Raw genomic sequence first — 25,766 nt, 5'->3', positions numbered from 1 at the left:
CCCCTCAAGGGCTTACTTGCTGTTTGCCAACACCTTGCATTGACTAAGGTACCAGTCACCAAAATCGCTAATCGCCTGCAATTGAGACTGCCCGGAAGTAAACCGTGGCTGCTGAAATGCAGACTCGACCATAAAGACACGCTCCTCGTCATTATTTGCCCATTTAAGCAAATCCTCTTTCGAGGCGCCTAATTGCCAAACCCGCATGACCTCTTGCGCATAGGGATAGTCCTGCTGACACTGAGCCAATGCCTGCTCACGAGCCGATGTACCTTGCCCCACTACTGCTGGCGAGGAAAGCAGCAACAATGCTGCTGTAGGCAGCGTCGTCATCCAGTTCGTTTTCATACTCCCTCCTTGGTAATTTTTTTTGTAATCATATCCTGAATGTCGGGCATTAGCTCTGTACCAAAGCCTCCACAGCCTTAGCCTGGTACCCCTGCATAACGCCCCGAAAATCGAAATCCTGTCTTCGCCCGCCCTGGGCAAGCTGTCAATGGCCAGCGCCTAAACATCTTGAACAGCAACCTCTCCTATTTCATCAAAAAAGCGAACGTTCTTTTTCAATAACAAGAAACATTTAGCTCTATTGCAAAAAATATCAAGTTAAATATCAAATAAAAAACTACTAAAAAAAATTATATTTTTCGAAAAAAACAATGAAAACAGCTTAAAAAAACAAAGCCGCTTCCATTTCCATAAAGTTTGTATAAAATACATTTTTTCACATCTACTTAAGCATACACATGAGCACTACGTTTAATAACTATCAGTTGAAGTCCGAGCTTGGTTTCATGGAGGTTATTGGCCATGTCATCATTTGGGTTTTGCTGGCAATCGTCACATTGGGTCTGGCGCTTTTTGTATTTCCTTACTACATGCAGCGCTTTATTATCAGCAAAACCTATGCCTACAACGAGCAAGGACAACGGGTTGGCCGCCTGATCTGCACCATTGACTTGGCCAGCATCATCGGCAACATCCTTTTGTGGGTACTTATCAGTATCGTCACCCTGGGTATTGGCTACCTGGTGTTTACCTACAAGATCAGTGCTCACTGCATGAGCCATACCAAGGTGGTTGGCATCAACAGCCTGTAAAACAGCAGGTTTTCTGAAAATATCTGGCACCTAAGCGCTGGTGCCTTTTTTCAGCCAGAGAGTGGATTTATTTCTCACTGCAAATGCCTGATAAAACCATCAGGCATTTTTTTTTAATCTCCGACCACCAAGCTGTCATTAAGCTGAAGTCATCAATTTAATATCAGTTCAAAAGAGAATCTTGATCGCTATTTTTTTGGTGATATTAAAATAAAAATAACTCGGTAATAAAACAGCCACCTGGCTGCCAAAAACACCGAAATAGCCGCATCGAATACCCTGCCCTTTGCTCACCTCAACACCCTGTTTTTTGCGGCTTTGTCCTGATATTTCACCCTGGCTCTGGCCTGATTGCCCCCACCTACTACAATGGAGGCTTATCTAAGGAGTCTTATGTTGGAATTTCAGCCCCGTGAACGGGCGTATTTATCTGGTATCCGTGCCCTGTCTCAAGATCAGGACGACAATGAAGTGTTTGTAGGTATGACCGTAGCCGAGTCCATCTGGTACGCAAACTACGTAGAGCAGTCATACAAAGGGGATGTAGCGCGAGGCGATGAGGCCGAAGCACGCTACCTGGCCCTGCATGATCAGCACGAACAGGCACGCCGTGCCGTACTGGCATCAGAATCTCTGCTGCAATCGTTCGACACACCCGCTCAGTCATCCTGAGCACATAGCGACACTCTCCAGGCCGGGCCAGCATGTCATTGGCCCTGTTTCATCAAGCCTGGTTTGCTCGCTCATAAAAAAGCCCGCCCATTTTTCAACAGGCGGGCTTTTTTTATGGATGTGGACTCCAGCGTCTGCTACGCACAGCTTGGCTTGGCTTGGCTTGGCTTGGCTTGGCTTGGCTTGGCAATCATCAAATCAATTGCTGTGCAACGACACAAGCTACAGACGCAGTTCCTTGGACAAAAAGGTTTGCACGCGCTGTGGCCGGCCTTCCAGATCACCAAAGAATACATCGGTGGGCACGTCCTCCAGAATCTGGCCTTGGTCCATGAAAACCATCCGATCCGCCACCTTGCGAGCAAAGCCCATCTCATGGGTGACACACATCATGGTCATGCCCTCTTCCGCCAAGCTGACCATCACGTCCAGCACCTCGTTGACCATTTCAGGATCCAAGGCCGAAGTGGGCTCGTCAAACAGCATGCAGACCGGATCCATACACAAGGCTCGTGCAATGGCGACACGCTGTTGCTGCCCGCCCGACAAACTGGCCGGATAACGATCCGCCAGCGCCTTCAGACCCACCCTATCCAGGTACAGCAAGGCGCGCTCATTCGCTTCGTCACGATCCCTGCCCAGCACTTTACGCTGCGCCAAAGTCAGATTGGCCAGGACATTCAAATGCGGAAACAGCTCGAAGTTCTGAAAAACCATTCCGACCCGGCTACGCAAGTCGGGCAGATTCGTTGCCGGATCACCGACAGAAATACCATCTACAACAATCGTGCCTTTCTGGAATGGCTCCAGACCATTAACGGTTTTCAACAAGGTGGACTTTCCGGAGCCCGAAGGCCCGCACACCACCACCACTTCCTGACGGTCCACCTGGGCCGTGCAGTCCTTGAGCACCTGAAACGTGCCATACCACTTGGAAACACTATCGATACGGATCATTTGCCATCCAGTCGCAGATGTTTGTCATAACGTCGGGCCACCCGGTTCGCGATCAGCTCCAGCGTTGCGCAAATCACGTAGTACATCAGCCCGACAAACAAGAAGATTTCAGTGGGGTGCACCATGACCCGGTTGCTGACCTGAGTCGCAACAAAAGACAATTCCGCCACGCCAATGACATAGGCCAGCGAGGTGTCCTTGATCAAGGCAACCCACTGATTAATAAAAGAAGGCAGCATCACCGGCAAAGCTTGCGGCAGGATGATGGACTTCATGATTTGAGCGGTTTTCAGGCCCAGGGCCTTGCCCGCTTGCCATTGCCCCGCCGGCAAGCTGCTGATACCCGCAAACACCGAGTGCGCCAGATACGCGCCACCAATCAAGGACAAGGCGCAGACCACGGTAAACAAGCCCGGCACATCCACCTTGAACAGAATGGGCAGCAGAAAATACACCCAGAAAATCAGCATGATCACGGGGATAGCACGGAAAAAGCCCAGAAACAGCAGCAATGCGGTATGCGCCACGCCGCGTGTCAAAACCAGAGCCACCCCAAAAACCAGCCCCAGAACGGCCGACAAGCTAGCCGATAGCACGCTTAACAAAAGCGTCAGCGCCGCTCCACCTAAAGGGCCGTGCGGATACGCCCCCACCAGGAAGTACAGCAGGTTGTCATGAATTACGTCGAAGTTCATTGCAGCCCGCCTCGCACTTGCAGACGATGACGCTGCAACCACTGCCCACCTACCTCGACCAGCATGACCAGCAAGACATACAACAGCGTTGCAATCCCGAAGGACTGGAAGGTCTTGAAGGTTTCAGTTTCCACCTGACGCGAGGCATAAGACAGCTCTGCCAAGCCAATAGCCATGGTCAGCGAGGTGTTCTTGATGACATTCATGTACTGCCCGATCAGCGAGGGGAAAGTATTGCGCAAAGCCTGCGGCATCACCACATAGCGCCAGACCTCCATGGAAGACATGCCCAAGGAAGCAGCGGCGGCCCATTGACCTGTGCGCACTGCCCGCACGCCGGAGCGGAACTCTTCAGCCACAAACGCCGTGGTGTAGATCGTCAAACCCACAAAAGCGGCCAACATCTCGAAACTGGGCCAATGCACATCGAACAAGACCAATTGCAAGACATGCTGGGTATTCAACCATTGAACCAGCTCCGGCGGCATCAAGGCCGAGGCCCCGAAATACCAGAAGAACAATTGCACCAATAGGGGCGTATTACGGAACAGACTCAGGTAAGCACGCACCGGCCAAGCCAACCAGGCAAAGGGCGACAACCTGGCAATACATACCAGAAAACCCAAAACAGTTGCAGCGAAGGAGACGACTAAAGAGAGCTGGATCGTGACCCAGAACCCTTGCAGCAACCAGCCCACATAGTGGGGTGCCAGCCAGAAATCAGAAGACGGCATAGCAAACACCAAAAAGCAGGATCAAGCGATCCCGCTGTTAAAAACACAAACAGGAAAAGGCCAGCCTGAACATTCAAGGCTGGCCTGCAAGCAAGTGATGACTTACTGTTGCTGACCGATGCGGTACAAGCGCTCCAGCGGTGTCTTGGACTGAGGGCCAAACCACACGTCGTAAATGGCTTGTGCCTTGCCCTGGGCTTCAAGCTCCAGCAAGGTTTCATCCACAAAGGACTTCAGTGCTTTCTCGCCTTTGGGGATACCAATACCGATCAAGTCCTCGGAAATGCTGAAGGCCGGGATTTCATAGTTTTCCTTGTCCGGCACATTGGCCAGCAGACCGATCAGCTTGGGGCCATCCTGAGTGATGGCCTGCACATTGCCGTTACGCAAAGCGGTAAAGGCGAAGGGCGTATCGTCATAGGCCACCAGCTTGGCCTGGGGGTATTTCTCACGCAGGACGATCTCATTGACCGTACCTTTATCCACGCCAATACGCAGCGAGCTCAACTGCTCGGGCGAGGACAAGACGCCTTTTTTAGCCAGGAACTGCTGGCCCGATGCAAAGTACGGAATGCTGAAATCAACCTGCTTGGCGCGCTCTTCCGTGATGGTGAAGTTGGCCAGAACCAGGTCCACTTTATTGGACGTCAACAGCGGCACACGATTGGCCGGGTTGGTTGGCAAGACTTCCAGCTTCACGCCCAGCTTGTCAGCCAGAGCCTGAGCAAAATCCACATCCAGACCAGTAATCTGGCGGGACTTCTGATCCACAAAACCAAACGGTGGATTGCTGTCGAAAGACGCTACTTTCAAGACACCCGTTTTCTTGATGTCATCCAGACGATCAGCCTGGGCCACTCCAGCCACCAACGCCAGGGTAAGGGTCGCGGCAATGCTTAAAAACGACTTCATGATAAAAACATTCCGATAAAAAATGGCACGTCCGATACATACCGTCGTGCCATTCGACCACAGCCGCAACCTATTCAAAACGATCTAATTTCCCCATGCTTATTACTAAAAACGCTAAGGGGATGTTCTGATTTGTGCAGGTGCTGATCAAGCGATTACCGAATGCGTGCTACTGCTTGGTCGATACCACTTTTTGAACAGAAAAGCCTTGTGCCGCAGCGTAATCCAGCAAGTCGCTGACGACTTGTGGATCAGCCTGCTTTTCCCGGGACAGGACCCAGAGGTACTTCCGGTCCGGGGTACCGACCAAAGAATACTGGTAGTCCCCTTCCAGCTTCATGATCCAGTAATCGCCCCACACCATGGGGAACCAGGACAACCACTTCGGAGCAAAACGCACTTCCAATATCGCCGGATCAGCAGGCCCCACACTACTGGACAAGCGACCCTGGCCGATGGCTTCCTTCACTTCCCCGTCCGTACCCTGACAGCGATTGGTGACGGTGATCGTCTTGTCCGCTTCCATCACGTAATTGGCTTGCACATCCCCGGCACATTCACGCTGGAAGCTATTGGGCAAGCGCGCCTGCTCGTACCAGGTGCCCATGTATTTGTTCAGGTCTACATCTTCCTGAGTCGCCAAGTCAGCGTTGGAAGAGGCGCAAGCGGCTAATAACGCAGACAGCGACAGGAAAAGAATTCTTTTCATCATAGGGCTCTCCTTGTACGTGAACCAGGATCAGGAAAACAGCTTAACTACCTCTTCGCCTGTCATCTCTCGCGTTTTGTTAGCGAACGTATAGTTATCAGGCTTGTCATCAATAAAGACCTGCAGCTCGAACGGCCAGCTCCCGCTGTCTTTGAACAAGCCAGCAGAAATGGCATGGAAGCCACCTGCCTTGAGCTTGTAGAACAAGTGCGTACCGCATACACCACAAAAACTGCGCTCCGCCCATTCCGAGGACGCATAGGAACGTACGTGTTCCTCACCTTCGATCACCGGGGCTTCATGGGACTCCAGCGACAAGAATGGGCCACCGGACCAATTGCGGCAGATACCGCAATGGCAAGCGCTGATCGAAGGCTTGTGCTGCTGAAAACTGATCGAGACCGCAGCGCACAGGCAGTTCCCGCGAATCGTGGATTTGTCGTTCGTCATAAAAGCCTCTGTAAGTAGTTGGATAAACAATTCTAACGGCTGAATCGTCCCATGATGGAAACTTGATATCGGCTCTACTCAAGCCAGGCCCGGCACAAATTCAAACTCCCAGAAACAACATTGCCCGCTATAAAGCGGGCTTATCTATGCCGTCCGCCATAACGGACTCTTACATTTACTTCTGCTTGATGCTCATATTCTCTTCAAGGCTAATGGTGCAAGACTTCCCTTTCCCAATCGTTCCAATACGGCCTTTAATTGTCACCGTGTCACCCATATTGAACACATTAAGCTGCTCGGTGCGACGGTTGATCAAGGAGGAAAAGACGATGGGCCCGCTACTGACTCGAACATCAAACTGCTTGGCACTGCCCCATACTTTCGAGTTCATGCCACTCATGGCCTCGGCAAGTGTGTTTTGCTCCATGGCCACCAATTTGCCAGTCACTTCAACGGTTTTCCCACTGTATTTGTTCACAGCACGCGCATGGTTAGAACGCATCTCTGAACAAATTTGTGCCGGAGTATCAGCAATCGGACCCGCGCCCATCGCTTCATTAACACTGGCAAACGCATCATCAATGCCTTTAGTCATGGAGTTCATCGTTTCACATCCAGCCAGGCCCAATGACATGGCTGCTATAAATACGATCTTCTTCATTTTCCGCTTCCTTTATTACCAATAAAAATAAGCGGCGAGTATAGCAGGGAGATAGAGCGTATTCCGAACAAAAAACCATGAAGCCAGACGATGGACACTTTAAATAAAACTTAACAAATTTTGAAGAATTTTCTCCGTCTCTTGTAATGAGAGGCAGCTTTTAACGCCCTCTTATCAAGCCCTGGAAAGATCACTTGCAAGACCAGCCCTTGCTTTCCGGCGCAGAACCCCAAGATAGGACGATGGTGTGCAAACACACCCCTCAACTTTCCATGTATTTATCAAAATGACAAAAAGCGCTATTAATCCCTCTACCGTATTCAATTCCCTGCAATACGGTTTCAGCCAAGGTGTGGTGGTCACCGGCCATCGCCGCGTGATGCTGTCCGGCCAAGTAGGTGTCAACGCCCAGGAGCAAACCGTAGCTGGCGGTATGCGCGAGCAAACGGAAACCGCCTTGGACAACATTGAACTGGTCCTGGCCGAGGTTGGTGGCAAGATAGACCAAGTAATCATGCTGCGGATTTTTATCCGGGAAGATGCAAGCTCGCCGCAAGAGCAGGACGAAATAGCCGCTGCGCTGCTGAAACGATTTCCCGTCAATCCACCACCTTCTTCCTGGATCTTGATTAGTGGATTGGCCAAACCCGAGTGGTTGATTGAGATTGAGGCTGAGGCGATGCTGGATTGATCGCCAACTACTAAGCCTCCTCCCGCGCAGAGCACGCTGATAAAAAAGACCTCGGAGCTTGGCGAGGTCTTTGAACTCCCTTTTGCCAGGGAGTTTTTTAACTCACGGGGCTAAGAGCTACGCGTAAAGGCTTGTGGAAAGCCTCTGCTTACTCCTCGACCACCGGAGCATCCGCCATCCCTTTTTTCACAGACTCGATGCTATGTTGCGCGTTCTGCTTGCTTGAGTACCCTTCCGAGCTGACGCAGATAATGTTCCCATTCGCGGCCTTGAATCGCCACCGCCATTCACCACCTTTGTCCTTGTAAAGCACAAATTTCATGATGACCCTCTTTAGGTATGAGCGCACGTCGCGCAAACCGTATCCTAAAACTGGAGCGGGTTAGCAGGTATTGGGGTTTACGTGGCAGGTATACAGATGGCATAGGTGGTGGGTGTATTGCAATGGAACATAACTGTTCCTAGTGCTATACACATGCACAGATGGCATGAACTCGAGCAACTAGTAGAGGTCGATTCACAAGGGCCATTCTTGGGCAATTAGGCCAGCATTTGTCAGCCAGGATGGCAGACTAACGTATTGCAATGATAGATCCCTATCAATACCGAATCTTGACTTATACGCTAAGCTTTCCCGATCACGGCAACAGGCTTGTAATCTGCATGCCGCATGTTCAGAGGAAAGAGAGATTCATGTATTACGGTGAACGATTCAATGCCTGGTCACATCTGCTTGGTGCAGTTCTGGCGGTAGGTGGCGTTTCCTGGCTGATTGTCATGGCAAGCTTTACCGGAGATCCCTGGCGCATCACCAGCACAGCGATCTATGGCGCCACACTTATCCTGCTTTACCTCATTTCCACCTTGTACCACTGTTTCAAGGGACGGGCGAAAAACGTATTCCGCAAGCTGGATCACTTTTCCATCTACCTGTTGATTGCTGGCAGCTATACGCCCTTCTGCCTGGTAACGCTGCGAGGTCCGTGGGGATGGAGTCTGTTCGGTGTGGTCTGGGGCCTGGCGCTGATTGGCATTCTTCAGGATATCCGCCCGCGTTCGCCTGCACGCATATTGTCGCTGGTGATTTATGCCGTTATGGGCTGGATTGTGTTGCTGGCGCTGGGACCATTGGAATCCAGTCTGGGCTCGCAAGGATTTTCCTGGTTGGCGGCAGGTGGCGCGATTTATACCGCCGGGATTGTTTTCTTTGTGTTTGACGAGCGCTTCCGGCATTGGCACGGTATTTGGCATTTATTTGTGCTGGCTGGCAGTGCAACGCATTTTCTGGCTATATCGCGGTATGTCGTTATGTAAAGCCAAGCACTATTGCTTGACCATGCGATGGGCAGACAATAGTGCAATTTGCGATCCTCCACAACGCCCGTCTCGCATGTAACATCTGACATTCTCATCCACGACCACCTTAGCTAATTGGAGAGTCCGATGTCCTTGCGTTCTACTATCCTGGCCCTTTCAATCCTCGCCGTATCCGGTGCTGCACAAGCAGCTGATCACCCTTGCGCTGCTGACGCCAAAGAACATGCATTACAGCTTCTGCTACTGCATACCGACAATGATGACCGCTCTGAAATAGACAGCCAGGTAAAAGTCTTACCGTCACTCAAGAATCCCGCCAATGCTAAACAACGCTTCGATGTGCTTGAGGTGATGGGCTATGTCTATAAAGGCGAATATCGCATGCGTATGATTTATGCGCAGATGCCTGGCTCTTGTCTGCTTATGGGGCAGGAAATACTTGGCCTCGCATCCTTGTAAACAAGGGGTCAACAAGTAGATGGGCTGCCAGGCACAGACTCAATCCAGAACAAATACTTGTTGACTGCTAAAGCCCTAATGCTGTCAGCCAAACCGACGGACTAATGCAACACTTGGAGAGTCACCCAAAAAATCTTCCAGTTTCAGTTTTGACCTCAAGTGCTCACAATAGCCGCTGTAACTTACAGGCGGATTGCCAAATCTATCGAAATTTCTTTGCAAACATCCAGTCGTTTGAGCTACGAAGAAAATAGGTCGACGTTTCAAATCCTCGTCACTTATTTGGACACCTAAATTGAAATTAACCTTGCTAGTCTTGGCAAAATCATTTCTAGAGTCAGAGTAATTCCCCAAGTAGCTTGCATAATCACTCCACCGAGCCAGCCGAACGTCAACATTTGCCAGCTTCTCCAGGACATCCCCATCTGCCACGTAAGCGGCAATCCCCAATAGCTTGGGATCTGTCACACCTTTTGAGGCGGTCACGCTCATAGTCAGTACCACATACTTACTATCCCGATCAGCGTCAAAGTAATGGTATGAATTGTCATAACGGTCAAAAACAAACTGTTTTTGAGTACTCACTGGCCCTAAAGAGACATTAATTTCGCCGTTCTTTACGCTTCCCGGTGCAGGCAAGCCCAAAAAGCCAAGCGTAGCTAATCTCCTTTTCTCTTCTTCCTGTTTTTTGATGCTGCTTTCAAGCTCGGCAACTTCTTTTTGGGCCTTTGCTAATTCTGGAGATAAAGGGAATTTTTCCCGCAAAATCTTAAGCTTACTGCTTGCATCAGCCAACCGAGCGTCCTTGATCAAAGCTTGTACTTCCGCATAAATCACCGAGGCAGTTTGAGACAGATCCTCTACCTTGAGCTTTAGCTCGTCTCTCTCAGTTTCCAAAAGACTAAGCTGGTGCTTTTGATCAGAAATCTCTGTAGTGGCTTTCTGCAACTGCCCTTTTAATTCATCCAGTTCGACTCGAAGCGCATCCCTTTCTGCCGAATCACCGCAGCCCGACAGTACAGCAATAGATGCAGCAAGAACAAATAGCCTTTTCATCCCTTCTCCACATGTAACAAGCGAAATTTGGATGCTAACAGATTGCAGCAACGCCCCCCTGAATACCGTCTCGCTACGCCGCCTGCTGTATAAATGAGCTCACACAGCATTGTTTATGAAATAAACAGAAAATCCAGGCCAAAGAAATCGTACGAGTACAAAAAAAGCACCCTAAGGTGCTTCACTTAATCAATCTGAATTACCAATTTATCCAGCATCATGACGTGTTCATATGGAAAATCATTAGATCTCTTCTTCCTACTTGTGATCCTCACTAGGCTGTGCAACGTCGCCACCTACCGAAGTATCTGCAATCATGGAGATCCGTAAAGCCTCAGTTCGTTCAACCTGATATGTCGATGCTTTTAAGACGAGCCCATCCCGGTTGTCCAAAACAAACTTTAGATACCGCTCCCTCGACAACACCAGCCGAACCGGAGCAGGCAGTAGTTCATAAGCAGACTCCATCACGCCACGCACCTTCGCGTCATCCCTAAGGCTATCTAACGCTATCGTCAGCAAGCCATCCACGACCACTCGCTCCACCGTAGGTCTATATTCTTCCATTAGGCCGGATGCCCGTTCACTTACAGCGGATACCTGCTCGGCCCCGTATGAAGACACAGCCCCAGCTCTCTCAGAAACTTCAGTCGCAACCGAACCCAATGTCGATTTGGCTTTCCCAGCAATATCCGTTGCTTGCTCTGAGGCCAAAGAAACCGCTTTTCGAAATGCGCTAAACATACAGTAACTCCCCTGATTTTTTATAAAACAATATCATATAAAGATACATTTATGCCAAATCTGTAAGCCTGTACTCTCTTTATACAGCGGTGCCAGCATCAACAACTTTTAGCTTTTCCTTGGCGAACTCATCATTGATTTTCAGCAATGCTGCGGCTTGGCTCTTTGCAAACCCTTCGAATAATTGGTTAAGAACATCGACGAAACTACTTAGCTTACTAGTTTACTCAATTGAATCATCTACATAAATCACACAGTACACTAATACAGAAGCGACGAGGGTTACCAGTCCCACAGCCCCCCCAACAATGCCATCGCGCCAGAAGCTGCTCATACAACGACAATCAGTGCGCTACGACTTTACGATGCCATTCTGATCACCTATAAAAAACCCCGTCAAATCGACGAGGTCTCAAACTAACTTAAATCCAGTGAAGATTTTTTATTGCTGAGCTTTGAACGTTTTCATCTTATCTTTACAAACTTCCTCACTGGTAGGGTCAATGCGCAGAATAACGTAAAGATGCTGACCACTATCTCTAAAAAGCCGCATCCCATAAAAAGGCACATACCCATCATAAGCACCATAAGAATTCTTAGAATTTACTTTTCCACAGATAGTGCTCATAGTGCTTTCTCCAGGAATCAAGATCATATCCACGAAACGAGCGCTGCTGGCATCTTTTAGCTTTTGCTCCATCGCCAGTCGAACCCCCTCAATATCTGCCTCACTCGCTGCTGTAATGTCCTCCTGAGCAGAAACGGACCCTATAGCCACAGTGAGCCCAAGAGCCAAGCCCAGTGCTTTCCAAAATTTATGCATACCTCTTCCCTATCAAATAGTGCAGAGATATTACATTAAGTCCACTCCCTCATCGCCTGCCCCAACGTTATCCCACGTTTATCACCCCGAGGTGCATCATGGTGCGGTGTAAAGTCATACACCGTATTGCCACCATGCTTGCTTGGTATTCGCGTAAAGAACAGCAAGTAAAGCAGTCCTAAAATCAATGCGTGTATCTGTATTTAACCATGCCAATCACATAGACGAATATGCAGCTTGTTACGCGGGTATCAAAATAAGTGACGCTAACCCCGGCGTGCACAACCCTCGCTCTACGCCTATCAGCAGCGAGACGATGAACCGGGCATTGAAAATTATGGGATTTGGCAGCCTGCAGACGGGCCATGGCTTTCGTGGCCTGGCCTCCACCATAATGAACGAGCAAAGCGGCTTTCGCTCAGAGGTGATTGAGCGTCAGCTGGCACACCGTGATCGCAACAAGGTACGCCGTGCATACAACCATGCTCAATATATGGCAGAGCGTCATGATCTGATGCAGTGGTGGTCGGACTACTTGGATGAACAGCTGGGGAAAGCGCCAAAATAGCCATGCCCCCATTCGTTTCGTCCGTGCCCCCATTCATGCCCCCAAAATACCTTGGCGGGGCTTGGCGCAACTTGGAACGCTGAGCAACAAAAAAGCCCCAAAGCATTGATCTTTGGGGCTTTTCTTGGCACAGCCTGGAGCTGTGTGTATGTATTCTGGTAGGCAGTACTGGAACGGGGGTGTTTGGCTAGGCTGTTGTTATGTCTAGGCTTCCTCTTTTAAGAACGGGCCTCATACCCCCATCTATGCCCCCAAAAATGAGAATGCTTTTGCAGGGTGTCTGCCGGCCCATCAACATGGGTGAGTCGAGGACTATCTACCTGACAATCGCCCGCCCTTGTGGCGGGCTTTTTTACGTCTGGCGCCGGCTGATGCGTGACCGGCGGCCGGTCGTGCTGACGCCCGGAGCGGCACGGGAATGGACCTCCTCGGAAACCGGCATCGAGACAGCGCTAGAGCTGCTGAGCACTGCGCGGCCTGAGACGGCGTTTCAGTGGCACCCAGTCACGCGTCAAATGAGCAACGTGAAATACCAAGCGCCAAATACGGACCATCCCGCTGCAACCTGATGCAGCCGCCACCACTCAAATCCGTTTACTAGGAAAGTAAGTGGGATTAAGCAGCCTATTCATTGTATTAGGCTAATTTAAATTCCATACAATTCTGCATTACTAAAATGACCGCTGTCATCACACATAGATTCACCAGCTTACGCTGCTTAAAAAAACGCCCCAATATCAGGGCTTTCGTTGTAGTCGCATCACATCCAGTCATTCGAGACTCGAGAACAGGTGAGGATGGCCTCTGAGTACTTTAGAGCATGCAATTGATCATAAAAATCCGTTTCGGCATATAAAAAAATTACCAGGTCAAAACTAGTAAAGATGTCGAAATTTAGAATATAAGTCTATTTTCTTATAAAACACGATGAGTCATCAAAGATCCTCGAATAAAGACTGGTTCTTCTGGCTATTAATTTTAGCTATTTTTTCCATGATTGCTTTAGGCCAATTTTCGGCTTGGAAAAGCCAGCCTGATGGGAGCCGCCTAGTCAAGATGGCCGAAATTGGAGCAGCAACATTGGCTGCGGCAGGTGTCATACTTGCAACCTACATTAGCTATAAGCAGTCAAAAAATAGGCTCGCTGGAGCCGCCGAGGAAAAAGCGAGGAACAAGCTGGAAGAAACCTTTCGATTGATTGAAAAATGGGATGACCCTCACTTTCTGTCCCCTCGAAAGCTTAGTGTGGCGCTGGGCAGAGAGAGGAGTAAGCTCAGCCCCCAAGAGCTGATTGATAAGGTGGAGGATGATCTCGACCTTCGAAGCTCAATATCATTGATGCTCAATTATTTCGACTTCATTCGATTGTCAATTAAATATGAACGAATCAATTCGGAAATAATTAAGCAGCAACTTGGCCCGGTAATACTCTTGACCCTCGACAGATTCGACGCATGGATCAAAACACGAGACAAGATGTATCTTGATGATATTGATGAACTCCGAAAGCTAATGATGCGTTAAGGAAAGATAGCATCCACTATCTCTCTTTTTACAACGAAGCGCGAGCGGCAATACCGAGTCGAAACTTGACGCCCAGGAAGTAGTGCATTTATGTATGATTTAGTCTCTCTTGCTCTAGGCATAACCGATCCCATTTGATGGCCTTCGTTTCTAGATAGCGCAGCAACCTATCGGAATAGCGTAAATTTCCGAGTCTGGACACCACTGGAATGGCCGCTGCGCAGCGGCATAGTGGCTACCCCCCCCTGGGCGTCTGCGTAGGCTGCCTCGCACGCCAGCCCGGCTACTCGGCGTCTATCAGCCTCTGCCGCATAGATGCCCACCAAACCGTCAGTTTGGCTAAGCATCTCGGCAAACATTCTGAGGGCGGTGTCGGCTGCCTGCCAGCAACCGAGCAAGACATCCCGCCTGCCTTATGACTACAATCGGCCAGAAGCAGCCATTCGGTTAATTGGCGTCTGTATGCTCCACAGACAGAGACCACAGCATTTAGGCTGTATAAATACAACTACAGTTAGTCTTTCTACAGAAATACAAGGTCATAGTCTATTTGGCGGACCGGACCAGTCTGGTCCATATTTCTAAACCTAGTGGGTTTCTCGTCTGAGCAGGTCTTAACGTACCACTCTACTTTTTATGATCGCAATCGCCGCATTTTTTGTCTCTCTCGTAGCGTTGGTCTTTTCTGGGATCGCACTTGCTATCACATATCGTAAAGAAGCTCATCGTATCCGCCTTGAACTGTCTCCAGCAAAATATGGCGGCGTAGTTCTCGGCATTAATAACGACAGTGGAATTGATACGTCAGTTCGGTCAATTGGCTATTTCCATCATTTCCCAAAAATCACATGGCTTACGGGCACTGTCGGTGATTACGTCATAAACAAAAATGTAAAATTTCCACTTCCCGTAAATGCACGATCAACTTTTGAGGTCTATCTAAATACAGATCGGACGATTCCCAATTTCGGCAAAGCCGTGGGCCTCTGTGTTCAGCTCGACACTGGCCGCTTCTATGTCCTTCCGCAGAAGGTTGCTCGATATGACGCAATCAAAATGCACGTGATTTCGTGGATCTCGCGTGTTACAGGGGGGCGATATGCTCCTGGGGTCCAGCGCCCGCGCATCAAGGTCGATGAATGACTTCGGTTCTCTTGGGGAAGACACCAACCCTTCGGTCAACCGGATGCGGTGCCATTGAGCGGCGCAGCGCCGGTTACCTTGAGCGTTAGATTTCACATGAACGATTTATCCGAATACCTCGACAGCACGCATTCAAGCGTACATATCGATCTGCATGACAATCAGTGGTATCGCCCCGGAATTCCCAATGAACCGGGGTGGTACTACATCAGCACAAACGCACCAGTCGGTTTGCTCCAAGAGCAATCTCTTTGGGCGCTCGAATATGCAAGAGCAAAAGATCAGACGATCGCAAAGGTCAAAAACTACAATATAAAGGAAAGAGCCAATCGTTATTCGGACAGTCTGTCCCAATACTTCAACGCTAATGCGGTCTACTCCGGCTTAGCAAACAGACTTCGCGATCGCGCTAGGGAGCACACCTTTGCAGATCCAGGAACTGCGGCCCTCTCTTTATCAAAGTACCCTGCACTCCACGAGTACGAATGGGTCTTCCACTTTGTCACTCTCAAGAGGTTTATGACTGATTGCCAGTGCCCCTCAATTATTTTGCGCCTCGGTGAGCAAATGTGGCGAGCAAAGCATGGCTGGCCGGTGCTATGCGCAGAGTAAAACCTAACCATCACTGTAGAAAACGGCCTTCGACTTATGTCCTGAACTCCAACGTTAGCGAATGTCTGTAATGGGTCGATAGCGAACACCCAGGGAACGGCGCGTCGGCACCAGGCATCGTCTCGTTTACCTCTGGCACAGCCGCGCCCAGGTCTCTGCCTCCGTTTCAACATACCGCAGCACGCGGATCGGTGTAGCGTCGATCTCAGCATCAGAACGCCACTGGAACGGGCGCTGCGCAGCAGCGCAGTAGCTACCGCCTCTCAGTGTTCCGCATCCGCTGACGAGCACGAGCACGCACAGCATCATCGTCCAAGCGCTCAATCGTTTCAGCTGCATCACGTCCTACCTCCACTGCGGCTATATCCGCTTGATACTGTTTCTGCACCGCTTCACTGCGCCCCTCCTGACGCCCCACCCTCTTGGCTGTGAACCAACCGGCAGCGAGCGCGAGCAAGCCCAGCACGTAGGGCCAGGCCTTGCCAATAATGAGTTCGATCATTGGATAACCGCCCCTATCTTGATTGCCTCCGCCCCGGATGCGCCCAAGAAACGAGCACGATCTGCAGCGCGACGCCGGCGCAACCCCAGCAGCACCTTGCCGCCTGACTTGTTCCAGCGCGAAAACTGCTCAGCAGCGCCGGCCGCATCTCCTGCATTGAACAGGCGTACAAGCGTCGAACCTTGAAACGCCGATACTCCGATGTTGTATGCAAGGTCCACCATGGCATCGAGCTGGGCCTGGGTCGCCGGGCGAGTCAGAGCGGCCAGGACACCTGGCACGAACTCACGCGTCAGCCGGCGCTGCAGCCGCTCGTCAGCCTCGGCCTGGGTGATGCGCAGGCCTTCCACCACGTCTGGACCAGTGTCACCCCAGCCGATGGTCCAGACTTTGCCGTCAGCATCCCAATAAGCTTTCAGCCGGCAACTCTCGAAATACTGCAGGATGACCAAGCCGTCAGGGGACATGCCCGTAGGCGAAGCCTTCTCTGGCTCTAATGTGGCCTGCTCCTCTTTCTGCGGCCGAAAAAAAAGAGCCAACAGGCCCGTGATAAATTCGATCAGCTTGTTCACTTACTTCCCCTTGCCAGATCTTGAATTTCGCCAATTACCTCAGCGATATCGGCTTTACGCCGCTTGTCGAAAAAGTTAAAAGCCCAGCGCACCACGGCCCAGCCTGGCAGTCCACACGCGAACGCCAGGCCAAGCATGGCCACCAAGCCCACCGGGTTGTTTGCCCAGTGATGCAGCTCATACTGCTGAATCACAGCGGCACCGCCCGAGATCGAGGCCACCACCGTACTGATCACGCCCACGATCCATTCAGACTGCGTGCGCGGCCGCAAGATGCACATCACCACCAGCGTCGCCAAGCCGGCACCAATGGCACCCATCCCTGCTATCCCTCCCATTGCTTTCCAGACGGCCAGGCCAGCCGCCGATGTCCCCGTGCTTGTCGGTTCCAAGTCCTTCCCCTTAATTGATACGGTCGGCATGGCTGTCTCCCGTGAAATGCTGCAAAAGCAGCAAACGTAAAAAAAACCGCTCGAAGGCGGCACTCACTCAATCCAATCGGGCTCATTCACTGGAAATCGAATGGCTGCTTTCCTATAGAGAAAAGCACTTACAAACCATTTCGTTTGACTACAGGTTTACCCTACTTCGCTGGCTTATCCTCTCGGCTTCAATACTTGGAGAGGCCAGATGGCAAGTCGTAACAACAACCAAACCCCACAACTCAGCAAGAATGAAGAAATTGCACTTGAGCTCACCAAAGCGGCTGTGCAAAGCGGCGCACTGCAGCGCCTGAAAGACACCAACGGTATCCTCAACCGTGCACAGAACGACGCCAGCTACGCTGTCGCGCTGTATCAATCTGTCTTGAGCCGTCTGGCCAAAGCCGACTCCTGATAAGCCGGACATCCCCGCACTAGCGGGGATAAGCCACAACCCGCGTCATGCTATGGAGCGCAACCAGCCGGCAATTCTCTTTGCCCATAGCGCAAATCCAAGTCCGGGCCGTGGGTGAATCCCATCCCGAAGATAATGATCTGCTGTGTACGCATTGACTGTGCCGTCTCTAAGCATATCTATACTCGGGCAACCAGCCCGTTGAGCCACATCTGCAATGGCGTCATTTACATCAGTCAGAGCGATATTGTTAGCACGGGCAATCCAGGCATCTTCATCAGCATTCGGCCCTCCCCCAAACGTCCTATAGGACGGAAGTTGAAACACAATGCGAATATTCGGGTAGGCCACCTGGATCGATTGAATGATGTGCGCCACTGAGCCTCGCAGTGTCATGCCCGTAGGATCAGCACCATAACCAGTCCCCAAGTCCAAGTCTGGACGAGTCCAATCATTCGTGCCAAATGCGATCACCAGGATATCGACCGTTGACCAGTCCAATGCGGCCAATGCCGCCGCTTGAGGCCGGTTGTCATCGCTTGTTGGTGGCTGGGCCACTGCTTCAGCACAATCCAGCAGGTATGTGTAGTCACCGCTGCCAATGCATGTAGCGATCGCGTACCCACACATTCCGTCGTAGCGTCCCATGCTTGTCGGATAAGCAGACATCCGGCAACCGCCAAAGCCAAACTTGTGCACGATGGCTCCAGTCGCTGAGGCCAATTGCTCTGGCCAGTTCCCGCTTTCAACGATGCTGTCGCCAATCACTGCAATGACGGCTCCAGCCAGCGGGTTGTCACCACCACCAATCTTCTGATGAACCTGCCAAGTAGCAACGCCTGCACTTGTAATGGTGCCCGACCGCTGCCATACACTTTTCATCTGATTCCGATAACGCACGGTCTGAACAGCAAATGAGCCGTACACCTCAACGTCAACAAGCGCTGTTTCATTCGGTGCGTCTGCGGGCAGCCCTGTTGCCGGCTGCGTGAGCATGTAATGCCCTTCGTCATGCAGGTCATCAGCATTGCCCTGCGCGGTCAATCCACGGTATGCGTAGTTACGGGTGAAATTGGAAGTGGCGGTTAAGCCAAACCCTTTGATGATTGACCAGTTGCCGCCGCCAATCGACTGCCAGCGCAACGCCTCATTCGAAGTCGTAAACAGCGTAGTGACCCGAAATCCACCATGCTGCTCAACTTTGGCCAGTGGTGTGGCACCAGAGGGCCAGTCGCTGGGAAGCTCAGAGGGCGTTCCTGTCAGAACATAAGTTCCTGGGCGCAGAAGCTGTTTGGCATTTGCGTTAACGACACCCGTAATGGATTGATCAAAAGGCATCACCCAGCTAGTGGTCGCTCCACTAGACAATACACGCCGGGTCCACTGAAACTGAGGCCGATCTGTCTGGTACAGGTACTGAGTGACATACGAGCTCACGCCAGCATCCAATTGTCGTTCTACCCGAATTACTTTGCCAACACCGACCGGGAAGCTGCTGGGCAAGTCTGGGTGATCATTCCCCGCCACACTCCCATACACCCCCATTTTCAGCAATGTTGAAAGTGCTACGTTATTCGCAACGACTAGGTACTTGTAGTCAGCAGGTTGGATTCCAGACCAAATCCATTGCGAACCGTCAGACACCCAGTAGCCGTTGTTGGCTGGATCGGGGTCGTTAGTTACTCGGATTACCGTGCCTTTAGGCTTAGGCAAGGCCGCATCTGCTTCCGTTTTTGTGAGGTAAGTCCCCATGGCAGCGATATGCTCGGCAATATCTGCCGTCTCTTCAGCCCGCTCCGCTGCCCCCAAAGCCTCCTGCACCAGCCCCGTGGGATCCACGGCGGATTTTAATGTTGGTCTGACAACTCCGAGCCTGTCTTCCCAAGTGCTCTCCTGGCTATTTACTGCTTTATCTAAATTCTGGGAATTGTCGTACAGATCCTTGGGGTTTGCGCTCCCGATCGGGTTGCCGGTTTTGTATGTCGTCATTTCAAACGCCCATAAAAAAACCCGCCGAAGCGGGTTGATTAATGCTGGCGCCGGGGTTAATCCGGCGGATTGTTGTTGTCATCGGCGTACACACGCACGTCGTAATTTGCTGCGGTCACATCCGTAGCGTCTGTGCCTCGGGCCAGGATGTTCGTGATCAGAGCTGGCTTTATCCAGTCAGCAGTCAGGCCAAAATAGATGTGTGGAAGCTCCTGTTTCAAGCTGACTTCTGGCCAGGGCTGCGGAATATTGGCAATGAGCGAGAAGTCATCAGGCCCTGGAGATGCAACGAACGGGCCGACAAACTTGCCCTCTGGCGTCCGGTAGCCCACAGAATGCGGCTCACCGGCAACCCAGCGCAAAGGCTCACTGATGCGCAGCAATGCTCCACCAGAGGCAGGACCAATATCAGTCAGCAGGCCCATCTGTGCATTGCCTGGCTCATCATCGAACAGCGGCACATAAGACAGGTAATCACTGTTGAACGCGTCCATTTCTGTGCCGAAACTGTACTCACGGTTTCGATAGGCCTGCTCACGGCGTCGGCGCATACCGATTCGCCACGCCCGGACTCGGTCAGTCACGCCGTCGAGTTTCAATTTCTCCAGCTTAAACCCCTGATCCCCTGGCAATAAGCACTTCACCGTCATTGACGTCCAGGTCTCCTCGTCGATGTACTCGACCTCTACTCCGTCCGGATCCATGGGCTTACGAGGACTCACGCTTTCACGCAACGGCTTGGTCATGTTCAGCGGTGAGTAGCTTTGCTCGAACTGCGTACGCACATCATCGCGGACCGGGCGAATCAGGCCATGCGATACCGTCAACTCAGAGAATCCGGCCCGAAGAGCAAGTTTCAGCGCATCTTGCGCTGTCGTGAGGTCATACACATGGTCGAGCGTTTCACCTCGGGCCTTCCAAATTCCATCCAATCGTCGCAGCTCGTCGGCATCAAGATTCAAGTCTGAGTACCCGATTGAGCCCGTGATGTAGCGCGCAAACGCAGAAATGTCCCGCGTCGGCTGTGGCGCAGACCAAGTGCCGTCACTTTTCAGAACTGGCAGGATCCGCGTCGCAACCACGTTAATCTGGTTTTCCGATTGTGCTCCCAGCCGTCCACCGACTCGCAGCTTGGCCGCCATCGTGGTCCAGCGCGGGTAGTTTGTTCGCGTCCGCAGACGGCTTTTCAGCCCATACCACTGGATGGTGTCTTTGACCTGCGTGGAAGTGGCGCTTGCTCCCACCCGCCGAACACGGACAGACGGCCGCATTTGCGGAACACTGATCGACTCGGTAATTCCGATCTGATCCAGCGTCCAGTTCTCATACCACTTGCTGATCGTCGTGCGTGGGCCGCCATCTGCATTGCGGTACTGAATTTCGATGCCCAGCCCTTGAGTGGTCACATCACCATTGTCTCGTATGTACCCCAGCCCATTCGGAAAGAAAAAGTCGATTTCTATACCAGTCGTCGTTTCCTTGCCCGGTGTGGCCACAAACTCGCTGCTCCACTCTCCATACACCGTACCGCCGTTGAATGTGATGGTGGCGTCACCGGTTGTCACTTGTGGAAAGCCCTTCCAATTAGGATCGTTCTGGCCGTTGGGCAACAAACGCCAAACAACGATATTGTCAGAAGAGTATTGTTGAATGGCGTAGCGTGGCACAGGAGACAGTTGGAAAATTATCGTCTGCTGGCCAAGCGGAACGAAATTGACCCAGTTCACCGGGTCTTCCGGGTCTTGACGCGGAAATACCAATTCAATCCAGCCATCTCCGTTTTCATCCAAATCCATCGAGCCGACCACAACGCTGTATAGCTGACCAGAGAACTCCATGCTCAGCGAAACAGAACCCAGCCCACCAATCGGCATAAGATGCTTGAAAGCGCCGGTGAACCGATTGCGCTGAGCATTTGGGAATGGCAATGCTGGACGTGAAACGTCAAATTGCTGCGGGAAACGAATATTGACCAATGTTCCAGCTCCCCAGCCTGGAGGGTACTCGCTCTCAGAAGAGCGCCAGATATAACTTCCATCGAACGAGTAGCTTGCAGGCTGAGTGTTCTCCCGGTTTGCCATTTCCGTGGACATTTCCAGACCTGCCGTGCCCGACGATGTACCACCAACTGCCGGGACCGTATGCCAATGCTCATGTGTGGATGTTCCAGACAGATCTGCACCTGGACCGTAGATGGCATATGAACCATCAGCGCCCAAAGCAGAGAACGGTGTGTCCCCTACTTTCACGTCCGCGTCATTGATTTGGTACTGGCCTGGGCCGATACACGCATGGAACTCCAGCCACTGTTCACGCCAGTTCACGAAACGTCGGCGTGGCGGCGTCAGGTAATCAGGGTAGCGACGGAACCGGCCGGCCAGCTCGGGCACCACATCACCCAGCTTTGCCTGGTTGGCTTTGGCTGAAGTCGTCTCAAGCCGCTGGCCCTGCTCCGGGGAGCCGTAGCTCTGACTACCACTCTTTGGCATCAACCAGCCGAAGGCAAAGTTGAAGATGCTGCCCAACAACTTGCCCAAGCCCGAGAACACGCCTCCATGCTGTATCAGACGCATTTCCACGTCATCCCCAGCAGCAAGGTGACGATCTGCCCACTCCAGCATCGGCAGCGGCTGGCCATTTACTGAGACGTGCGACCTAGGCTGCTCGGCCAGCGTGTACACCAAACCTTTGGACGCAAAAAAACCGGCTAAAGTGCCGGTCCATTCATGCGTTTCAATTGGTACCCCCTCCATACGAGAGGGGTAGACTTTAATCGTCATATTTGCTTTCTAGCCCCAAGTCTACACGTCACGCAATATAAACTTACTAAGATAAGTTCTAACCATCTTCTGAAGGTCAAACATCAAGGAATCACACTTCCTTTGCAATGCTTCTTTCTCGCCAATGCTTGTCAGAATCGAAATGCTTGGTACGCCTTCCTCATTTTTTTTTCTAGTGCGCTCCATATATGCTTCGATGGATTGTCTAAATTCATTTCCTAACAATGATTTAGTCAGTATTAACTTATCTGCTATGTCTGTTGGTAGATAGATGGACTCACGTTGCATATACATACGGAATCTATCGGCCAATTCAACCAGCCTCTTATACTCTTCTCCGGCTTTTTCTTTGTCTAGATACGACTGCTCAATAATTCTGCCAATCGTATCTGAATACTCACAAACAAGAGAGTATGCGCCTTCAATTGCTGATGTCACCTTTTCATCAAAACGTGTAAACCGTACCTGATGCTCAAGTGCTTGCATGCGATTCTTCGCCTCTAAATCAGCAAGCCTAGCGCTGAAACCGTGTTCTATATTTTTCTTAATAAAGAAAATAGCTATACCGTTAAGCGCCACAATGACGGCCTGCACAATTAGGAAAAACTCGGTACTCAAATCACCACCTCTTTTTGTAAACACTCAACTGGCAACGCCATCATAATAAATCACTCGCGTATAGCGGGCCTCAAAAGCGTTGAGCTTGGTGAGCGTCGGGCCTGTTCCGGCATCTGTTTCCAGTACCCAGAGTCTGCCATCAGCCTTTATGACAATCCCGACATGGACGCACAGCCGTGCGCGCCAGCCCGTGGCGATAGCGCCGGGACTGGGCGGTACTTCCTTGAACCCGCCCTGCTCCCGTACTTCGCTAGCCGCCATGGTCAGACCCGCTTTATCGTCCGGGTCGGTTTCCGAATAACTGGGCAGCATGGGCCTGCCGAACAGCGAGGCTCTGGCCAACCGGACCAAGCCCCAGCAGTCCAATTCCGGAACAATGCGGCCAAACGGCTTGTACCGCGTACGCAGAAAGTCATCGATCGTCATAGCCATTGAATCCCCGGTGCCGTCTCTGCCGTATAACGCTCTCGCGGCCAGGCAGTATTGAGCAGGTCGTAGTAACTGGCCTCAGCCACAAACGTGCCGTTCTCAAACTGTCCACTCAGCACGGTCATGACATACGGCCGCTCTGCCGGTGCCGTAATGTCGCTGGCCAAGTACGTCCGGCTTGTCAGCGTCACCATCTGTCCGGATTCAAGCATCGCATCGACAATAGGCCGAATGCGGTCATTGGCCCCGGCAATACCAAACCGCAAAGTCTGCTGACCAGAGGCGTTACGCGAAGGCAGCGACAACTCGACGGCTGCCGCTTCAAACAGCACCAACTGGCCGTCCACTCCAAGCATGCGATCCACATACCCCTGAACGATCCGAACCGGCGTCACACCAGGTGCGGACACCTCCAGCGTATAAAGCAGCATCGAATCGGTCGGAGCGCTGGCATAAACAATCTCTAAAGCACTCATACTTCTGGCCACTCCCGATTAAGTGCAATATCGATGATGCTCGACCCAAGGACGAACTCGGGGAACTCGCCCCACCCTGGCGGCATAAGTGGTCGCTCCCATATCTCCAAGGTGGCGCCCACACGCCAGGAGCACATCCCCACCGGATCGGGGCCGGTATACATGGAGACGAAGCGGCACACATAGTGCTGTTCACCAACCGGGGTTTTAAGCGGCGAGTTAAACCACTCAGCCCCATCTTTAATAGCGTCCCGAAACCAAGCCTCAAACAGTGCGGCCTCGTTATCGCCATTAAAGATCCAGTTCACATTGACGGTTGTAGGGACCGAGCTGAATCTCCTGCGTTGGCGAGCCCGACCACCTTCCATCTGCGTTCGTTGGAAAGGCTGAGTGTGTTTTATTCCGTAGCCATCACGGACGGGCCAGGGCAGACCCTCTGGATAGTTAATATCTGTATGAATCATGTCCCTACCCGCCGTAATCCATAAGCTCGCTCCATACTCTGAGCGCGCTTTCCTCCACCGAAGATATCCGCAACAAACACATCGGCTTCCTCGTCCCCATACTCATTTTGACGAACCTCCGTTTGCCCAGCGCGGTCTGGATTCTCAATGACGTTAACCACCATCCCACGGGAGGGGCGCGAATCTTCCGGCTGCCCAGACGATCGAGCGCCGCGCTGACGTGCATCAATACGCTCCAGAACCGAGTCAAGCCGGGCGCTAGTCTTGGCTGTGGTAACCCGCTCGCCCTTCTCCAGCAGCCATGTCCCGGTCTGTGGGACAGAATCAATACCGTCGTGGGCCATACCAGCCATTGCTGTTAAGCCCACTGCAGTCGCCAAAGGAGTGGCAATCGTCAATGCAGCGGCCATCGCAGCAGGCGCAGCCGCAGGGCCGACCACAGGGATGGCGGCGGTACTTGCAAAAGCCGCCAAGCCCGCTTGCAGCGCCGTAGCTTGCGCATTAGCCGCAATCGCCGCAGCACCAGATGCCTGGGTGGTTTTACCAACGATCAACTGAACAGCTTGATACACAAGCCATTGGGCGGCCATTTGAGCCAAGGCATTGACAACCGCCCTCGCCATGCCTTGGGCCACGTTACGCATAGCATCGCCAAGGTTCTCGGAATCGAAAACCATTTTCTCGAAGGCATTACCGAATCCGACAGAAAAGCTGTTCAGCATCCCGGTAAAGATCTGTTCGGTCTGAGCTGCGATATCCTGGGCTTTGGTGGCAAAGTTGTCCCATGCCCTGGACATTCCATTCGTCCAGTCAGCCTCGGCTATGGCTCGCGCTTCGGCTGACTGCTGCAGGCCGGCCAGCTTCTGCTCCTCGAACTGCCGGAATAAATCAAGACGGTACTGGTACTGTTCCTGAGTAAGCGCGGTTTCTTTGACCTGCTGGGCCATCTCCAGATCAAGACGTTTCTGGGCATACTCCTGACGGATAGCGAGATCAGCCTGGGCCATCTCACGCTGGCGATCGCCCATCCCGACACCAGCCGACTCCAGATTCAACTTCTGCTGGAATACATCCATTTCCTGCTGAAAAGCCAGATACTGGCGGCTGGAATCAATCGCCGCCTGCATAGCCTTCTCAGTTTCATTCCAGGCTTGGATCTGGTCGTACAGTGTCAAGGCTCGTTTACGGTCTGTCTCCGAGCCCTTGGCCATCTCAATCTCGTACCGGGCAGCCTGCTCGGTGGTCATGCCTAGAGTGGCGTGCTGCAATTGC

31 protein-coding genes are annotated in these 25,766 nt (G+C 51.8%); 10 read left to right on the top strand and 21 right to left on the bottom strand.

All coding sequences use genetic code 11. The annotated features are described in order from the left end of the window. Positions 1–12: 12 nt before the first annotated feature. On the bottom strand, positions 13–348 hold the full coding sequence (locus DUD43_RS09180) for a hypothetical protein (protein WP_153230048.1): 336 nt from the start codon (positions 346–348) through the stop codon (positions 13–15). Between the two features lie 398 nt (positions 349–746). On the opposite strand from DUD43_RS09180, the gene DUD43_RS09175 reads away from it, so the two are divergent. Together DUD43_RS09175 and DUD43_RS09170 are read left to right on the top strand one after the other, a co-directional pair. Further along, the gene (locus DUD43_RS09175) at positions 747–1,100 is read left to right on the top strand and encodes a DUF6693 family protein (RefSeq protein WP_086060576.1); all 354 of its coding nucleotides are present in this window, start codon (positions 747–749) and stop codon (positions 1,098–1,100) included. A gap of 393 nt (positions 1,101–1,493) precedes the next feature. Further along, positions 1,494–1,772, top strand: coding sequence for a hypothetical protein (locus DUD43_RS09170; protein WP_109089719.1), 279 nt, complete (start codon positions 1,494–1,496; stop codon positions 1,770–1,772). A gap of 222 nt (positions 1,773–1,994) precedes the next feature. Here the strand turns inward: DUD43_RS09170 and DUD43_RS09165 are convergent, their stop codons facing one another. The 7 genes from DUD43_RS09165 to DUD43_RS09135 all read right to left on the bottom strand — a co-directional run bounded on the left by DUD43_RS09165 (position 1,995) and on the right by DUD43_RS09135 (position 6,890). After that, a complete protein-coding gene (locus DUD43_RS09165) occupies positions 1,995–2,729 on the bottom strand; it encodes an amino acid ABC transporter ATP-binding protein (RefSeq protein WP_153230047.1) in 735 nt (244 codons plus the stop codon). Next, positions 2,726–3,424 (bottom strand): amino acid ABC transporter permease, encoded by a 699-nt coding sequence (locus tag DUD43_RS09160; RefSeq protein ID WP_109089717.1) that lies wholly within the window; start codon positions 3,422–3,424, stop codon positions 2,726–2,728. The genes DUD43_RS09165 and DUD43_RS09160 overlap by 4 nt, the downstream gene beginning before the upstream one ends. Further along, positions 3,421–4,158, bottom strand: coding sequence for an amino acid ABC transporter permease (locus tag DUD43_RS09155; RefSeq protein ID WP_153230046.1), 738 nt, complete (start codon positions 4,156–4,158; stop codon positions 3,421–3,423). Before DUD43_RS09155 ends, DUD43_RS09160 begins: the two co-directional genes overlap by 4 nt. Positions 4,159–4,260: 102 nt before the next feature. Then, a complete protein-coding gene (locus tag DUD43_RS09150) occupies positions 4,261–5,070 on the bottom strand; it encodes an ABC transporter substrate-binding protein (RefSeq protein WP_153230045.1) in 810 nt (269 codons plus the stop codon). 169 nt (positions 5,071–5,239) lie between these two features. Next, positions 5,240–5,782, bottom strand: coding sequence for a lipocalin family protein (locus tag DUD43_RS09145; protein WP_228125947.1), 543 nt, complete (start codon positions 5,780–5,782; stop codon positions 5,240–5,242). 27 nt (positions 5,783–5,809) lie between these two features. Beyond that, on the bottom strand, positions 5,810–6,229 hold the full coding sequence (locus DUD43_RS09140) for a GFA family protein (protein WP_153230044.1): 420 nt from the start codon (positions 6,227–6,229) through the stop codon (positions 5,810–5,812). Between the two features lie 175 nt (positions 6,230–6,404). Then, positions 6,405–6,890 carry a hypothetical protein gene (locus DUD43_RS09135; protein WP_153230043.1) on the bottom strand — a complete coding sequence of 162 codons (486 nt, stop codon included), beginning with the start codon at positions 6,888–6,890 and terminating at the stop codon, positions 6,405–6,407. A 286-nt stretch (positions 6,891–7,176) separates the two neighbouring features. On the opposite strand from DUD43_RS09135, the gene DUD43_RS09130 reads away from it, so the two are divergent. Next, on the top strand, positions 7,177–7,581 hold the full coding sequence (locus tag DUD43_RS09130) for a RidA family protein (protein WP_153230042.1): 405 nt from the start codon (positions 7,177–7,179) through the stop codon (positions 7,579–7,581). A gap of 148 nt (positions 7,582–7,729) precedes the next feature. Here DUD43_RS09130 and DUD43_RS09125 read toward each other — a convergent pair whose 3' ends face one another. Further along, entirely contained in the window at positions 7,730–7,903 is a 174-nt protein-coding gene (locus tag DUD43_RS09125) for a YegP family protein (protein ID WP_153230041.1), read from the bottom strand. Between the two features lie 371 nt (positions 7,904–8,274). Between DUD43_RS09125 and trhA the strand changes: the two genes are divergently transcribed. Together trhA and DUD43_RS09115 are read left to right on the top strand one after the other, a co-directional pair. After that, positions 8,275–8,895: a PAQR family membrane homeostasis protein TrhA gene (trhA, locus tag DUD43_RS09120; protein ID WP_153230040.1), complete on the top strand. Its 621-nt coding sequence runs from the start codon at positions 8,275–8,277 to the stop codon at positions 8,893–8,895. 129 nt (positions 8,896–9,024) lie between these two features. Then, complete coding sequence (locus DUD43_RS09115) at positions 9,025–9,357, top strand: hypothetical protein (protein WP_153230039.1); 333 nt, start codon at positions 9,025–9,027, stop codon at positions 9,355–9,357. A gap of 84 nt (positions 9,358–9,441) precedes the next feature. Here DUD43_RS09115 and DUD43_RS09110 read toward each other — a convergent pair whose 3' ends face one another. The 3 genes from DUD43_RS09110 to DUD43_RS09100 all read right to left on the bottom strand — a co-directional run bounded on the left by DUD43_RS09110 (position 9,442) and on the right by DUD43_RS09100 (position 11,980). After that, positions 9,442–10,413 (bottom strand): hypothetical protein, encoded by a 972-nt coding sequence (locus DUD43_RS09110; RefSeq protein WP_153230038.1) that lies wholly within the window; start codon positions 10,411–10,413, stop codon positions 9,442–9,444. Positions 10,414–10,671: 258 nt separating this feature from the next. Next, the gene (locus DUD43_RS09105; protein ID WP_153230037.1) at positions 10,672–11,157 is read right to left on the bottom strand and encodes a hypothetical protein; all 486 of its coding nucleotides are present in this window, start codon (positions 11,155–11,157) and stop codon (positions 10,672–10,674) included. Between the two features lie 442 nt (positions 11,158–11,599). Further along, a complete protein-coding gene (locus tag DUD43_RS09100; RefSeq protein WP_153230036.1) occupies positions 11,600–11,980 on the bottom strand; it encodes a hypothetical protein in 381 nt (126 codons plus the stop codon). Between the two features lie 187 nt (positions 11,981–12,167). Here DUD43_RS09100 and DUD43_RS09095 point away from each other — a divergent pair, with 187 nt between their 5' ends. The 4 genes from DUD43_RS09095 to DUD43_RS09075 all read left to right on the top strand — a co-directional run bounded on the left by DUD43_RS09095 (position 12,168) and on the right by DUD43_RS09075 (position 15,827). Continuing rightward, positions 12,168–12,548 carry a tyrosine-type recombinase/integrase gene (locus DUD43_RS09095; protein WP_153230035.1) on the top strand — a complete coding sequence of 127 codons (381 nt, stop codon included), beginning with the start codon at positions 12,168–12,170 and terminating at the stop codon, positions 12,546–12,548. A 927-nt stretch (positions 12,549–13,475) separates the two neighbouring features. Next, complete coding sequence (locus DUD43_RS09090) at positions 13,476–14,072, top strand: hypothetical protein (RefSeq protein ID WP_153230034.1); 597 nt, start codon at positions 13,476–13,478, stop codon at positions 14,070–14,072. 636 nt (positions 14,073–14,708) lie between these two features. Beyond that, a complete protein-coding gene (locus DUD43_RS09080; RefSeq protein WP_153230032.1) occupies positions 14,709–15,215 on the top strand; it encodes a hypothetical protein in 507 nt (168 codons plus the stop codon). A 96-nt stretch (positions 15,216–15,311) separates the two neighbouring features. Next, the gene (locus DUD43_RS09075) at positions 15,312–15,827 is read left to right on the top strand and encodes a hypothetical protein (RefSeq protein ID WP_153230031.1); all 516 of its coding nucleotides are present in this window, start codon (positions 15,312–15,314) and stop codon (positions 15,825–15,827) included. A 498-nt stretch (positions 15,828–16,325) separates the two neighbouring features. Here the strand turns inward: DUD43_RS09075 and DUD43_RS09070 are convergent, their stop codons facing one another. Both DUD43_RS09070 and DUD43_RS09065 read right to left on the bottom strand, forming a co-directional pair. Continuing rightward, the gene (locus tag DUD43_RS09070; RefSeq protein ID WP_153230030.1) at positions 16,326–16,901 is read right to left on the bottom strand and encodes a lysozyme; all 576 of its coding nucleotides are present in this window, start codon (positions 16,899–16,901) and stop codon (positions 16,326–16,328) included. Then, positions 16,898–17,293, bottom strand: a complete 396-nt coding sequence (locus tag DUD43_RS09065; RefSeq protein ID WP_031232186.1) for a hypothetical protein — start codon at positions 17,291–17,293, stop codon at positions 16,898–16,900. Before DUD43_RS09065 ends, DUD43_RS09070 begins: the two co-directional genes overlap by 4 nt. A 238-nt stretch (positions 17,294–17,531) precedes the next feature. On the opposite strand from DUD43_RS09065, the gene DUD43_RS09060 reads away from it, so the two are divergent. After that, positions 17,532–17,738: a hypothetical protein gene (locus DUD43_RS09060; RefSeq protein ID WP_137431017.1), complete on the top strand. Its 207-nt coding sequence runs from the start codon at positions 17,532–17,534 to the stop codon at positions 17,736–17,738. 45 nt (positions 17,739–17,783) lie between these two features. Here DUD43_RS09060 and DUD43_RS09055 read toward each other — a convergent pair whose 3' ends face one another. From DUD43_RS09055 to DUD43_RS09025, 7 genes are read right to left on the bottom strand one after another with little or no spacing between them, the layout of a single operon-like run. Then, positions 17,784–19,727: an SGNH/GDSL hydrolase family protein gene (locus DUD43_RS09055; protein ID WP_153230029.1), complete on the bottom strand. Its 1,944-nt coding sequence runs from the start codon at positions 19,725–19,727 to the stop codon at positions 17,784–17,786. 56 nt (positions 19,728–19,783) lie between these two features. Continuing rightward, entirely contained in the window at positions 19,784–22,507 is a 2,724-nt protein-coding gene (locus DUD43_RS09050; protein WP_153230028.1) for a host specificity factor TipJ family phage tail protein, read from the bottom strand. 21 nt (positions 22,508–22,528) lie between these two features. Continuing rightward, the gene (locus DUD43_RS09045) at positions 22,529–23,125 is read right to left on the bottom strand and encodes a hypothetical protein (protein WP_153230027.1); all 597 of its coding nucleotides are present in this window, start codon (positions 23,123–23,125) and stop codon (positions 22,529–22,531) included. A 24-nt stretch (positions 23,126–23,149) separates the two neighbouring features. Then, positions 23,150–23,551, bottom strand: coding sequence for a hypothetical protein (locus DUD43_RS09040; protein WP_153230026.1), 402 nt, complete (start codon positions 23,549–23,551; stop codon positions 23,150–23,152). Beyond that, entirely contained in the window at positions 23,548–24,030 is a 483-nt protein-coding gene (locus DUD43_RS09035; RefSeq protein ID WP_153230025.1) for a DUF1833 family protein, read from the bottom strand. The genes DUD43_RS09040 and DUD43_RS09035 overlap by 4 nt, the downstream gene beginning before the upstream one ends. Continuing rightward, positions 24,027–24,494 carry a hypothetical protein gene (locus DUD43_RS09030; protein WP_153230024.1) on the bottom strand — a complete coding sequence of 156 codons (468 nt, stop codon included), beginning with the start codon at positions 24,492–24,494 and terminating at the stop codon, positions 24,027–24,029. Before DUD43_RS09030 ends, DUD43_RS09035 begins: the two co-directional genes overlap by 4 nt. Further along, complete coding sequence (locus DUD43_RS09025) at positions 24,491–25,741, bottom strand: phage tail tape measure C-terminal domain-containing protein (protein WP_194273470.1); 1,251 nt, start codon at positions 25,739–25,741, stop codon at positions 24,491–24,493. The genes DUD43_RS09030 and DUD43_RS09025 overlap by 4 nt, the downstream gene beginning before the upstream one ends. Positions 25,742–25,766: the final 25 nt, after the last annotated feature.

This window comes from Alcaligenes faecalis (assembly GCF_009497775.1).
Classification (GTDB): Bacteria; Pseudomonadota; Gammaproteobacteria; order Burkholderiales; family Burkholderiaceae_B; genus Alcaligenes; species Alcaligenes faecalis_D.
Note: the sequence above shows the minus strand (reverse complement) of the source record. Positions and strands in the feature narration are given on the sequence as shown.